Raw genomic sequence first — 13,304 nt, forward strand, 5'->3', positions numbered from 1 at the left:
TTTGTTTATTTTTTTGCTGCTCAAACGGTAAATGTAAGAATAAAAAGCATCGGCTTTTTGATTACCATATGGAAGGGAGTAGAAGGAATGCGATCTATATGATGCTGAACTATCTCACCATACATACCATATGAGTCATGCTTGTTTTATATGAACGTTCTATATGTGAATATATGCTTATATATGCATGTACTAATCATTTGTTGTTCGTTCCAGTATAAATAGAAAAATTCACATTTATTCTTTTCATGTTCCCTCTCACTATTCCCCATTGCTATAGACCCCTATCCAGCTACTATATCTACTACTCATGATGACCTTTCAAACTCATGGTTGATCAACTCATTTTATTCATAGGGTCTTAAGATGCAATTTTTAGAAAAATTTGATCAGAAGCGGAGTGATTGATCAGACAGTATACAAATGATTTTTTAATCGTTGTTGAAAAATAATTGTAGAAAAGGGTGGATGTATTGAAAAGAATATTATCGGTGGCACTGATGACCGTGTTAGTTATACAGTCTAGTATATTAGGAATCTTGCCTTTAGCAGGGGCACAAGCTAAAGACATTCAAGAGAATATCTATGGGAATATTGAATTTGCTGATAGCGAAGGCAACAAGTTATCAAACATAGAAGATCAGCAAGTTAGAAAGGCCATTGTGCATTGGTCTATCAAAGGAATTGATCTCAAAAAGCAATATCCGTATATTCTCTCTCTTCCTTCAGTCATTCAGGTAGAGAAAGAGCAGAAAGAACTCATTACTGTCGATGACATCCCTGTTGGTGAGTATACCGTTTCAAAACAAAATGAAGTGACGGTCACATTCAATAAGGATATTGAGCTTGATCCGAATTTAGAAGGATCTATAGATATTGACGTCACCAGTATAGCTGAGAAGAAAGAGAAAACAAAGCAAAATGAGCATAAAGAAAATCTTTCAAAAGATGATTCAACCTCATCGGAGAAAGACAAAGCTGCTAACAATCAAGAAACTGTTCAAAAGACACAAAGCGATGAAGATGAGTTACTAAAAAACAAAGTGAACGTGTCTAATCGTGTAGGGCTGCAAAGTGTTTCAAAACAAATGCAGATACAAGAAAACCTCCTTACTGATGCCATATTAATTTTTGAAGATCAGGAAGGTAATTCAGTTGATAAGCCTGACGTCAACTCACTGATTTCCATTAACTATAAGTGGGCCATCCCAAATGGTCATAACTATAATGGCGGGGATGAATTCCATTTCAAGGTTCCAGAGGAATTAGTGATTTACGAAAAAATCGATCGTCTCGAGATGAAATTTAATCAATCGATCATTGGTTATTTTTCTGTAGATGAAAGCGGAAATGCCTCCATCGAGTTCACAGATTTTATTAAACAATATTCAAATATCCAAGGAACACTTCAAGTATGGACACAATTAGATAAAAAAACAGTGATCACTGAAGAAAAAGAAGTGGTGATTACCCCGATTGAAGGCAAAGATACGATATCGATTCCGATTCAATACATTCCAAATGGTCCAAATGTCTCTAAAAAGGGAGAACCCAATCGTTCTTACAATGCTGAAACCATTCAATGGACAGTCGATTTTAATATGGACTTAGATGATGTGAAACAAGCGAAACTGTTAGATCCGATTCAAGAAGGTCAAGCGTTAAAAAAAGATTCAATCAAGCTTTATCGTGTAGATACAAAGCTAAATGGTGAAACATCGATTGGTCAGCTGCTTGACGAAAACCACTACACCATCGGCCAAACTGCAGATGGTCAAGATTTCACGATCGAATTTAAAGATGACGTGCATCTCGCTTACCGTTTAATGTATGAAACGGACATTACGAATCAAGATCAGTCTGTGTTTCGTAATAAAGCGTCCCTTGTCTCTGCTGATAAAGAGATTAGTTCAGCAGAAGGAACAGTGAATGTGACAAGAGGCAGTCCTTTAAATAAAAAAGCCGCCCACTACGATCCAGTCACTCAAACGATTACTTGGGAAATTCGGTATAACTATAACGAAAAAAAGCTGGCTCAAAAGGATGCTTTAATAGAAGACTTCTTTAACGGTACACAGGCGCTAATATCTGATTCAATTCAAGTCAAAGAAGTCACAATTGATGAGAATGGCAAAGAATCAGGAACAAAAGCGTTTGAAGATTATGTGGTTCAACCTCAAAAAAAGGATGAACAAAACGGGTTTACCTTGCAATTCAATCAAGATATCCAATTGGCTTACCTGATCACATATCAAACAAAAGCAACCGAGCGAATTTTCGAAGCTGAAGACATTATCAATACTGTAACAGCTGGCAAAGAGAGCGAACAAGGGAAGCAAAGAATTGATCAGCAAATCCTAACGAAAGACCACGGAACACCGGATTACAAGAACAAGACCATTCCATGGCGTATCATCTTCAACAAAGATCAACAAACCATGAACAACGTAATATTAAAAGATACGTTTACAAACGAAGGATTGACGCTGCAAAAAGATAGTTTAAAAGTGACGACAGGTAATACAGTGCTTGAAGAAGGCACAGATTATCAAATCGTTGAACATGCAAATGGATTTGATATTCAATTTACGAAAGAAATCAAGACAGAACATACCATCACATATACAACGTCTTTTGATTATGAAAAAAGAGCAGATAAAGATCAAAAGAACCTGCGTAACCATGTAAAACTTGAATGGGTAAATGAAGATGGCAAGGATTTGACGAAGGAAAACCAATCTGTCTTTACGCCTGACACATACACGCAGTCAAATGGGTTCAAGAATGGAACATATGATGCAAAGAAAAAAGAGATCACATGGAATATCGGTGTGAACTATAATTTGAAACATCTAGAAGAGGCGAAAATCGAGGATTTCATTCAAGGAAATCAGCGTTTGCTTAAAGAGTCAATCATCGTCTACTCGCTTGATTTACAAGGCGGGGAAAATGGTGCGGAAGAAAAAGAGGTATTAGCAAAAGAACATTATGACATCAAATTCCTTGAAAATGAAAAGGGAGAATCAGGCTTCGAAGTCATTTTCAAACATGCCATTGATTCCCCATACAAAATCACGTATCAAACAAGTGTTGAAGGAATGGATTTAGTACAGAAAACCTACGAAAATAAAGCGACCCTTTATGATGGGAAGACGAAAGAATCAGACGTGAATGCTGTGGTGTCCATTCCAAATGGAGGGAAATACACGAGCAAATCAGGAAATCAACAAGGGAAAGTCATTGATTGGAAACTGAATATCAACTTTGGTCAATCAACAGTCCAAGATGCGACGATTATAGACCATCCGAGCAGTAACCAAGCCATAATAGAAAACTCATTTCATCTGTATTCGACAACAATAGATGAAAAGGGGCAAGTGACTAAAAAGGATGAGCTGGAAAAAGGGAAGGATTATGAACTAGACCTTGAATTCGATCCAGATTCTTTTCAAATCAAATTTAAAGAAGAAATCACGAGACCCTATATTTTAGAATACCAATCTCTCATTTTAGATAAGGTGGGAAGTACACTTCAAAACGAAGTAACGTTTAGAGGTGAAAATGTAAAAGAAATCAAAAAGGAATCCGAAGCCTCAATTGTGGTCAAACGTACCGCTGGCATGGGAGATGGCACAGGAGCGATTGGCGCTTTAACCATTCATAAGGTAGATGCGAGTAGTGGAAAAGCGCTAAAAGGAGCAACCTTTTCTCTGACTGATGCTGCGAGCGGTATCGTCATTGGAACAAAGACAACAGATGAAGAAGGAGCTCTTCGATTTGATCGTCTTCTGTATGGTGACTATATCGTGACAGAAGAGAAAGCACCTGATGGTTATTTGAAAACGAAGGAACCGATCAATGTCACGATTGATCAGCCTTACGAATCAGGAGATCAAACGAAAATAGGAAACAGCATGACGGTGCAAAACCAAGAAATCCGCCAGCATGTGAAGCTCACGAAAAAAGACAAAGAAACGGGTGCGGCATTAGAAAATGCAGAATTTGAACTGAAAAATGAATCTGGAGATACCGTCCAAACCCATTTGAAAACGGATGAAAAAGGAGAAATCCTATTCAAACATCTTGAGCCAGGTTCCTATTATTTTGTTGAAACAAACGCACCGAAAGGCTATCAATTAAATCAGCAAAAATGGCCGTTCACCATTAAAGAAAATCAAACAGAAACAACGGTTGTCACCGCTGTAAATGACATCATCAAAGGCTCCGCTGAATTGAACAAAATAGGTGAAGGTGGAGAGAGACTAGAAGGTGCACAGTTCAAGCTCTTAGATCAAGATGGGCATGAGCTAAATGGTGCGCTTGTCACAGGAGAAAATGGCAAGATCACGATCAACGAACTAAGACCGGGTACGTATCAGCTCATTGAAACAAACGCACCAGACGGTTATGTATTAGATGAAACACCCATCACATTTGAAGTACCACTCGATCCAAAAGAACCAGTCATCATTTCACAAAAGAACCTCTATGAAACAAGTGCACTAGAAGTGATAAAAGAAGGGGAAGATGGCAAGAAGCTTCAAGGTGTTCGATTTGAAGTCTTGGATCAAAATGACAAAGTCGTGCGTAAAGATTTGACAACAGATGAAGATGGGAAGCTGTTGGTCGATGACCTCAAACCGGGCAAATATCAGCTTGTGGAGACAGAGAGTATTGATGGTTACCAAAAGAAAAATAAACCTTATCCGTTTACCATCGAAATCGCACAAAAAAAACCGGCAGAGATCAAAGTGATCAATGATCTCAAAACTGGAGCTGTCCAGCTCACGAAGCTCGGTGAAAAGAATGATGTGCTTGAAGGAGCAGAATTCAAGCTAGTAGATGCAAATGGAAAAGAGATAAAAACAGGTCTTGTCACAGATGAGAACGGGAAGATCATCGTCAACGATCTGAAACCTGGAACCTATCAGTTTGTTGAAACGAAGGCGCCATTCGGTCATGAGCTTGACGAAACACCTGTCACTTTCGCTATGCCATTTAACCCTCAGAAGCTGGTCAGTGTGACAAAAGAAAATAGTCGTACAACTGGCGGAGTGTTGTTACACAAAAAAGGTGAAGATGGGAAATCATTAGAAGGGGTTGTCTTTGATCTATCTGATGCCAAAGGAAAGATAGTGGCAGGAGGAGAAGGAATTACAACCAATCAGGATGGAAAGATTACCTTCACAGGTTTAAAACCTGGGGAATATCAATTTGTTGAAAGAAAGAGTCTTGAAGGCTATGAATTGAGTGCGAAACCACTTGTTTTTGAAGTTGAATTAGGTCAAAAAGACTTGATTCAAGTGGAGGCAATCAATCAGCTCAAGAAAGGTTCTGTAGAACTCACAAAAATAGGGGAAGAAAAAGAAAGATTGAAAGGCGCAGAATTTACACTTTTCAATGACAATGGTAAAGAATTGCTGTCAGGTTTGACAACCAACGAAAAAGGCATCATCACTGTCAACGATTTGAAACCAGGTGCTTACCAATTGGTTGAAACGAAGGCTCCTTTTGGACATCAACTTGATGCAGAACCAGTAGACTTTCAGATTGATTTCAACCCAAATCAACTGGTGAAAGTGACAAAAGAAAATATTCGCACGACAAGTGCTGTGAAGCTTCAGAAAAAAGGGGAGGATGGTCAGTTGCTCGCTGGCGTGACCTTTGACCTGATTGATGCGCATGATCAGCGTGTGAAGAAAGATTTGAAGACAGACAAAAACGGTCAACTGACAGTCGATCAACTGAAGCCAGGAACCTACCAATTTGTCGAAACAGCAAGCATTGCCGGCTATGAATTGGATCAGACACCTGTCTCATTTACGATTCGATTAGGGCAAGACAAACCAGCAAAAGTAGAAATGATCAACAAACTGACGCCGGGAGCAGTGGAACTGACCAAAGTGGATGCTGAAGGACACACGCTGGAAAACGCAGAGTTTGCTCTTCAGAGTAAAGACGGGAAAACGCTGAAGAAATCACTTGTAACGGATCAAAAAGGAAAGCTTCACATCAACGATCTAAAACCGGGAGAATATCAATTCGTTGAAACGAAAGCGCCTCACGGCTATGAATTAGATGATCAGCCGATCCGGTTTACGATTGAGAAAAATCAGCAGAAGCCTCTTCAATTAACAGCGAAGAATCACTTGATTTTAGGAAGTCTGCGTATCATAAAGGTAGACCAGCAGACTGATAGAACCTTAAAAGGTGCAGCCTTTGACATTCGTACAAAAGCTGGGAAAATCATCAAATCTGTGACAACAGGAAAAGACGGAGAAGCCATTGTCAAAGGGCTTAAACCTGGTGAATATACACTCACAGAGACGAAAGCTCCAAATGGTTATGTAGCGTTAAAAAAACCACTCGCTTTTACAATTCAAATGGGCGAAGTGGAGATCAAGACATTGATTGTGAAAAATGCTCCAATGAAGAATGAAGTGGACCACACAAATCCTCCAGCTTCAGATCAAGGGGATCAACATCCGCCTCATGACTCAAACGGTGAATTGCCAAAGACTGGGGAAGAATGGCTACGTTATTTGATGTATGCAGGGATTTTACTAGTAGTGTCTGGAACTGTTCTTCTTGTAGTCAGAAGAAGGACCATTCAGTAAAAGGAAGGAACGAGTGTATTGATGAAAAAAAGAACCTTATTAGGCAGCTTTTTGGTGGTCGCAGGACTAATGCTTATCTCCGTTCCTTTTCTATATGAGTGGCGAACGTCTCAAGAGGCAGCAGCCATGGAAGAGGCATTGAAAATGATTGAAGAAAATGACAGTGATGCCCTTTCTTCTATTCCACATTTAACTGTGTCAGAAGAAGACCTGCGAGATACGATGGAGCTTGAGATCCCGTCAATTGATTTAAACGAAAAAGTGCTACCTGTTACATCAAAAGAAAATTTAAGTATTGCACTGACTCAAATTAAATCTCATCAAATGCCAGGGGAAGGAAATTTCACGATTGCAGGCCATAGAGGGTATAGAGGCAACCGGCTTTTCCGGCAGCTGCCAGAGGTGCCTAAAGGAGAAAAAGTCGTCTTACATCATCAAGCAGAAACATACGAATACAAAATTGTCAGCTCAGCTACGATAGAACCGACGGATGTTGATGTACTAAAGGATCGCGGGAAAAATGAACTGACATTGATCACTTGTACTCTTGATGGCCAGAAACGATTTGTCTTAAAAGGAATACGAATCAATGCTTCAAAGGATAAGCAACCGTCGGATGTATAACACCAACATAATAGATGATGAGTTTGATGGAAAAGCAACGCTCACGACCGACATGTTACACCAATTGTTAGTAGAACATTATCCCACTTTAAAAAACGAACGTTGGGATGTGGATATAGATACAATTCGGACTTCGCCTATTCTTCATCCTTTATTAAGAAGGAAGATTCCGATAGGTATTGAAAAATTCACATGTGTTTTGTTCACGCAGCAGACAGGGTCCTTTGGAGAGCCTTTGATTGTGTACTTTTTATTGGATGAAAAAGGCGAATCGATTTACGCAATGGATTTCTTGCTTGAGCAGCATGATCCACATTAAACGAGAAATAAAAAAGCAAGATCTTTAATGAACGGGTTCGGTTTTAAGGTGGGAAAATTGTATTAGTCATATAATGAGGACTCTAATTCGTATATGAATTGGAGTTCTTTTATTTGTTTATATGAAAGAGTACAAGCTATCGTCAAGACCTGTGCAGAATATATGGAGTATAGTGAAAGCGAAGTCGTTGATATGTTGTTGCTCCATATTTTAGATGATAAAGATTTTATAAAATGAATTGAAAACAGACGTAATCATCGGCGGATTGTGGTTAAACGGACCAAAGAAGACCATCTAGATTTTATCCCTTTCCCTGTTTCTTCGGAAAAACTCTGATAAAATTCATTTAGATATCCATCATTTGTAGGTGTGGAGGTAAAAGAATGTTAAAAGAAGACCCTGAATATATTTTTCGTCATGATGCACGACCAGAAGCTGTTCATGATTTAGCCGATGTAGATGAAAATGCCACTGAGTTAGTAATCACAGGTAAAATTAAAAATATTGAAAGGTTGAACTCTTTTTCTAACCTGACGAAATTGTGGATTTACAAAGTGAGCCAAAAGGAATTCAATACGATCTTGAGCTTAGTTAATCCCAAAATGCTCTATATGCGTGAACTGAGAGTAGAAGATTTATCAATCATCAGTTCTCTTCAAGATGTTGAGGTATTGTCACTTGAATGGAATACAAAGGCACAAAGTTTATGGGATCTATCAAAAAACACTTTTTTAAAATCTTTATCCTTAACAGATTTTTCAAAGTTAAATGACATAGTCCCTTTGCAAAAAAACACTGGTTTAGAATGGTTACAATTGTCAGGTGGGATTTGGAACACATTAAATTTAAATACGCTTCAACCTTTAAGATACCTTAAGAATTTAAAATATCTGTGCTTATCAAATATAAAAGTGAAGGACGAGTCTTTAGAGCCAATATCGGCATTAGAGGGACTCAAGGAACTTGACATTTCAAACCAATTCCCGACAGAAGAATACGCTAGATTATCCGTCACCCTTCCAAATACGAAGTGTGATCGTTTTGCACCATACATCTTTTTATCAAGTCCTATTGTAGATAAAGATGTAATGGTAATTGGAAAGCGGAAACCGAAATTAAATTCAAAAGTCGATGGGGAAAAGTTGAAAAAATACGAAAAACAATTTAAAGCGTACCAAGAAAAGTATAAAAATTAACTTAAAAAGCAATGGATAATCTATTCCATTGCTTTTTCTATTACGCAAACAACTTCAGCCCAACGACGCCAATCACAATCAGCAGCAAGCTAAGGATACGAATCATGTTTTTCGGCTCTTTAAATAGAATCATATTAAACAAGACAGAACCCGCTGTTCCAAGTCCAATCCAAACCGTATAGGCAACGGAGACTTGAACGGAAGAGAACGAGGCGTACAAAAACAAAAAGGATAAGGCAAATCCGCCGACAAATATAATGCCTGTCGTGAGTTGCTTTTTCTTACTAAACATATTGAGACCAATGGTTCCGCCAATTTCACAGGCAGAGGCCAACAGTACAAAAAACCAGCCCATTTATATCGCTTCTCCTTTCTGCTCATGTGCATCTCCATCAGACACTTTCAGTCCAATAATTCCGAGAATTAAAATGCCCATAAATAAAAGCTTTTCTAATGAAAACGAACCGCCGAACAGCGCATAATCCATCAAAGATGTACCAATCGTTCCAACTCCTGCAAACACGGCGTACACAGTCCCTGTCGGCAGCTTCTCGCAGGCTTTCATTAAAAAATAAAAATCAACCGGGATCAGGCAGATTATGATCGCCCACTCCCACACAGCATCAGCTCTATTTAAACCAAACACCCAAAGTAATTCAAATAAACACGTGAGTGCAACATACATCCAGCTTTTTTTCATCGTATTTCCTCCTAAAACTGAAAACTGACGATTCGTCATTTTGAAACCAAAAAAGAGCGTACAGCAAGTGCTGTACTAAGTTAAGGTGTCTCTATGCCAAGTGCGTAAAGGAGAAATTGCTTGACCTCTCGCTTTTGAATTAGAACCTCTTCTGTATCTGTTTCTGTAAATAAGTACATTTGCTCAGCTGATGATTCAAGTAAACCGATAATGAATTTCGCAGCATATTGACAGTTCAGATTCGCACGGACTCTTTTGTCCCGCTTAGCTTTTTCTAAAAAAGCAGCGACCCATTTGTAAATCGGCTCATAAATATCTTCCCATTCCTTTAGATGCTCGGTGGCAGCTAAGCCTGAGTAGGTCAGGGCAAGGACATCACGGTATTGTCTTGTAAAAGAGAAAATAAATTCAACTAGCGCATCTGCTTGATCAAGTACATCCGCATGCTGAGTGAGTTCCTTTTCAATGGCAGGGACCATCTGTGCGATTAGATGTTCAGCGATGGCAGGCATGACAGAAAGCTTTGAAGGAAAATATAAATAAAAAGTTCCTTGCGCTACTCCTGCTGTTTTCACAATATCCGATATAGTCGTCTTTTCAATTCCCTTCTCTTTAAAGGCATCAATCGCAGCAAGCATAATTTTTTCTCGTTTTGACACAGGATCACCGACCTTAAAATGACTGAATGTCAGTCAGTATACCGAGAAAATGACGATTTGTCAATATCGCATGGATTGTGAGAATAAGTGATGAATAGATACAGAAAAGCTTGAATAACCTGTAATATGGTCAAGCATGACGTGAGAAAGGGGCAGCTATTTGTATGACATCCAGTGCTATGTTTTCAATGGCTTATTTTCTTCTGCTCGTCCCGTTCTATCTAAATATGAGATATAGACTGGCAAAAAAACAGCAACGTTTTATCTATTTACGAACAGAAATGGTCCTTGCTTTTCTATTTGTATATACGAATGTTCTCTTTTATTTAACGGTCTTTCCGAATCGCTTTTCGGCACCAAAAGATCAAGTGAGCGTCAATCTGATTCCCTTCCACTCCATTCAACAAAACCTACACGCCTTTCAGCATGGCTATCCAAACCTTGTCTTTTTAAATTTGGCAGGGAACATTCTCTTATTTGTGCCGCTTGGTTTTTTTCTATATCAAGCCTTTCGGACATGTCGCTTTCAAAAGGCGGTGCTGGCTGGGTTGATCTTGTCAGCGATCATCGAAATCCTTCAATGGATATTCTCACAATCTGGTATGATTACAAGAAGCAGCGATATAGATGATATTCTCTTAAATACACTTGGCACAGCGCTAGGTTGTATGTTGTATCGGATGTATCAACGAAGGAAGGAGAAAATCAAGTGAAGCGAGTTTGTATCATTCCATGTGGCGCCAAGAAAATATGGGACGTCCATCCAGAGGCAGGGAGCCAGCCGGCGAACCTCGTTTATTTAAGTCCGCTGCATCAGCGTACGAAAAGCTATGCCCGAACGTTCTTTTCAGACTACCTAATTATTTCAGCGAAGCATGGATTCTTAAAGGCAGATGATATTATTCATGAAAATTATGATGTGGCTTTTGGTACACCGCATACTGATCAGATAACAAGAGAAGCACTAAGTCAGCAATTTCATGAAAAACATCTCACTGCATATGATGAATTAGTGATACTAGGTGGAAAGAAATATCGAAAGGTGATCGATCCGTTATTACTTCCTCATCAGACAGCGATTTATCCGCTGGCTCCATATAAAGGAATTGGCTATATGCTTCAGGCGTTAAAGCAAGCCGTTGAGACAAAAGTAGAACTTCCGCCGCATATTTAACGTATTCACATCTACCGGTAAGCAGGGTTTTGATCATTAAAAAGAGAATGAATGAAGTAGCGATGCTGATTGTTTCATATCTTTTCAGCAGCCACTTGGATGTCCGCATCGCTTATTAGAGTGGCTAGATGAAAAAGGAGGCGTATGAACATGACAACCATCTATTTAGCTGGTGATTCAACCGTTTCATCTTACCCAGATCGTCCTGTTCAAGGAGGGTGGGGAGAGTTTTTACATCGCTACACAGCGCAGGGTGTGAGCGTCGACAACCGCGCAATCGGTGGAAGAAGCTCAAAAACATTCATTGAAGAAGGACGGCTTGATAAAATATTAGCTGACATTCAGCCTGGGGACTGGCTGTTTACACAAATGGGGCACAATGATGCTTCAACGGAGAAGCCGGAACGGCATACAGATCCTTTCACAACGTATAAAAGCTATTTGTCTCAATATATTCACGGAGCAAGAGCGAAAGGAGCTACACCGCTTTTATTAACGCCAGTCGGCCGCTTTCATGAAAAAGACGGAGAATATATCAATGATTTCCCTGACTACTGTGCCGCGATGAAAGAACTAGCCGATGAAGAAGAAGTTCTTCTCGTTGATTTAAATACAGTTAGTCTCCAGTTTTATCAAATTTCCGGCATAGAGAAAACGACTTCTTACTTTATGCTGTCAACAGGTATAGAGGATCGCACGCACTTTACAAAAGAAGGGGCAGATGCGATTGCAAGACTTGTTTCGCTGGAATTAAAGGACCTTGGATTAACGATTGTGTGATGGCTGACAGGACGAGAAAGCGCTCGTCCTGTTCTTTTTTTGCAGAAAGCTATTGATTCCCTTCACCAGAGTAGACTACAATAGGTACATATGATAATGAGAATCAATATCACTTATAAATAGATCAATCGATGAAAAACTGGAGGGACTCAAATGACAGAACAACTTGAATTGTTTGACGTTACCATTATTGGCGGCGGTCCAGCAGGAATGTACACCGCCTTTTATAGTGGGATGCGGGATTTAAAGACGAAGGTACTGGAGTATAACGAAAGCCTTGGCGGAAAAATCCTCTTATATCCTGAAAAAGTCATATGGGATGTGGGTGGTTTGCCACCAACAAGAGGTGAACAGCTGATCCAGCAGCTAGAAACGCAGGCGAAAACATTTGAACCAGAGATTGCGTTGAATCAAAAAATCACGCAATTCGAGCGGGATGAGAATGGTCATATCCTGCTGACGGCTGAAAATGGCGATCGTCATTTGACAAAGACCCTCATCTTAGCGATGGGTCACGGAATTCCAGTTCAGCGAAAACTTGAAATCGAGCATGCAGACCGTTATGAAGTAACAAACCTTTATTACACTGTGCAGGAGCTAAAGACGTTTGCAGGAAAGCGGGTGGTCATCTCTGGAGGCGGAGATTCAGCTGTTGATTGGGCCAATGCCCTCGTTCCAATTGCTGAAAGTGTGACCGTTGTGCATCGTCGTGATATGTTTGGTGGACATGAAAAAAACGTCGCCAACATGAAAGCATCTAGTGCTCGCATTCTCACACCGCATGAACTCACAGAGCTTCATGGTCAAGGTGACAAAATTGAAGCCGTCACCATTCAGCACTTAGAAACAGGCGACATCGAACGAATCGAAACCGATGCTGTCATCGTCAACCATGGCATGAAAGGTGATTTAAGCGTTCTATCAGAATGGGGACTCAAGCAAGGTGAGTGGGGACTCATCGAGGTCAATGAAAAGATGGAAACCAATTTACCTGGCGTCTATGCAGTTGGCGACTTATGCACACATAAAAGTAAAGTGCGTTTAATTGCCGGTACGTTTGTTGATGGAGTCAATGCACTCAATAGCGCAAAGCTATACATCGAACCAGAAGCAGAAAAAGTAGCGTACGTGTCTTCACATAATGAACGCTTTAAAGAGAAAAACAAAGAATTACAAACGGCTGGAGCGCGATAATCACCATTCAGTCAGACATTGAAGTGCTAAAATGGTTTATT

General features: G+C 39.7%; 11 protein-coding genes. 8 read left to right on the forward strand and 3 right to left on the reverse strand.

Annotated features, from left to right (window positions below):
• Positions 1-464: 464 nt before the first annotated feature.
• From BA79_RS15220 to BA79_RS15235, 4 genes are all read left to right on the forward strand, one after another.
• The gene (locus BA79_RS15220; RefSeq protein ID WP_248596546.1) at positions 465-6,617 is read left to right on the forward strand and encodes a SpaA isopeptide-forming pilin-related protein; all 6,153 of its coding nucleotides are present in this window, start codon (positions 465-467) and stop codon (positions 6,615-6,617) included.
• A 21-nt stretch (positions 6,618-6,638) separates the two neighbouring features.
• Positions 6,639-7,241: a class D sortase gene (locus BA79_RS15225; RefSeq protein ID WP_035703779.1), complete on the forward strand. Its 603-nt coding sequence runs from the start codon at positions 6,639-6,641 to the stop codon at positions 7,239-7,241.
• Entirely contained in the window at positions 7,234-7,560 is a 327-nt protein-coding gene (locus BA79_RS15230) for a hypothetical protein (protein WP_035703717.1), read from the forward strand. The genes BA79_RS15225 and BA79_RS15230 overlap by 8 nt, the downstream gene beginning before the upstream one ends.
• Before the next feature lie 383 nt (positions 7,561-7,943).
• Positions 7,944-8,756, forward strand: a complete 813-nt coding sequence (locus BA79_RS15235) for a leucine-rich repeat domain-containing protein (RefSeq protein ID WP_035703719.1) — start codon at positions 7,944-7,946, stop codon at positions 8,754-8,756.
• Between the two features lie 40 nt (positions 8,757-8,796).
• Here the strand turns inward: BA79_RS15235 and BA79_RS15240 are convergent, their stop codons facing one another.
• From BA79_RS15240 to BA79_RS15250, 3 genes are all read right to left on the reverse strand, one after another.
• A complete protein-coding gene (locus tag BA79_RS15240) occupies positions 8,797-9,111 on the reverse strand; it encodes a DMT family transporter (protein ID WP_017358818.1) in 315 nt (104 codons plus the stop codon).
• Complete coding sequence (locus tag BA79_RS15245; RefSeq protein WP_035703722.1) at positions 9,112-9,456, reverse strand: DMT family transporter; 345 nt, start codon at positions 9,454-9,456, stop codon at positions 9,112-9,114.
• A gap of 80 nt (positions 9,457-9,536) precedes the next feature.
• Complete coding sequence (locus BA79_RS15250; RefSeq protein ID WP_035703724.1) at positions 9,537-10,115, reverse strand: TetR/AcrR family transcriptional regulator; 579 nt, start codon at positions 10,113-10,115, stop codon at positions 9,537-9,539.
• A 164-nt stretch (positions 10,116-10,279) separates the two neighbouring features.
• Here BA79_RS15250 and BA79_RS15255 point away from each other — a divergent pair, with 164 nt between their 5' ends.
• From BA79_RS15255 to BA79_RS15270, 4 genes are all read left to right on the forward strand, one after another.
• Positions 10,280-10,828 (forward strand): VanZ family protein, encoded by a 549-nt coding sequence (locus BA79_RS15255; protein ID WP_035703726.1) that lies wholly within the window; start codon positions 10,280-10,282, stop codon positions 10,826-10,828.
• Positions 10,825-11,289 carry a DUF6884 domain-containing protein gene (locus BA79_RS15260; RefSeq protein ID WP_025206957.1) on the forward strand — a complete coding sequence of 155 codons (465 nt, stop codon included), beginning with the start codon at positions 10,825-10,827 and terminating at the stop codon, positions 11,287-11,289. The genes BA79_RS15255 and BA79_RS15260 overlap by 4 nt, the downstream gene beginning before the upstream one ends.
• 150 nt (positions 11,290-11,439) lie before the next feature.
• Positions 11,440-12,069 (forward strand): rhamnogalacturonan acetylesterase, encoded by a 630-nt coding sequence (locus BA79_RS15265; RefSeq protein ID WP_017358823.1) that lies wholly within the window; start codon positions 11,440-11,442, stop codon positions 12,067-12,069.
• Positions 12,070-12,222: 153 nt separating this feature from the next.
• A complete protein-coding gene (locus tag BA79_RS15270) occupies positions 12,223-13,263 on the forward strand; it encodes an NAD(P)/FAD-dependent oxidoreductase (RefSeq protein WP_007496663.1) in 1,041 nt (346 codons plus the stop codon).
• Positions 13,264-13,304: the final 41 nt, after the last annotated feature.

It is taken from the genome of Bacillus altitudinis 41KF2b (genome assembly GCF_000691145.1).
In the GTDB taxonomy this organism is placed as follows: domain Bacteria; phylum Bacillota; class Bacilli; order Bacillales; family Bacillaceae; genus Bacillus; species Bacillus altitudinis.

Bases quoted from the DNA above. Each gene is read 5' to 3' on its own strand.
- BA79_RS15240 (WP_017358818.1), bottom strand. From the start codon at position 9,111: ATGGGCTGGTTTTTTGTACTGTTGGCCTCTGCCTGTGAAATTGGCGGA.
- BA79_RS15230 (WP_035703717.1), top strand. From the start codon at position 7,234: ATGTATAACACCAACATAATAGATGATGAGTTTGATGGAAAAGCAACG.
- BA79_RS15225 (WP_035703779.1), top strand. From the start codon at position 6,639: ATGAAAAAAAGAACCTTATTAGGCAGCTTTTTGGTGGTCGCAGGACTA.
- BA79_RS15255 (WP_035703726.1), top strand. From the start codon at position 10,280: ATGACATCCAGTGCTATGTTTTCAATGGCTTATTTTCTTCTGCTCGTC.
- BA79_RS15245 (WP_035703722.1), bottom strand. From the start codon at position 9,456: ATGAAAAAAAGCTGGATGTATGTTGCACTCACGTGTTTATTTGAATTA.
- BA79_RS15265 (WP_017358823.1), top strand. From the start codon at position 11,440: ATGACAACCATCTATTTAGCTGGTGATTCAACCGTTTCATCTTACCCA.
- BA79_RS15235 (WP_035703719.1), top strand. From the start codon at position 7,944: ATGTTAAAAGAAGACCCTGAATATATTTTTCGTCATGATGCACGACCA.
- BA79_RS15270 (WP_007496663.1), top strand. From the start codon at position 12,223: ATGACAGAACAACTTGAATTGTTTGACGTTACCATTATTGGCGGCGGT.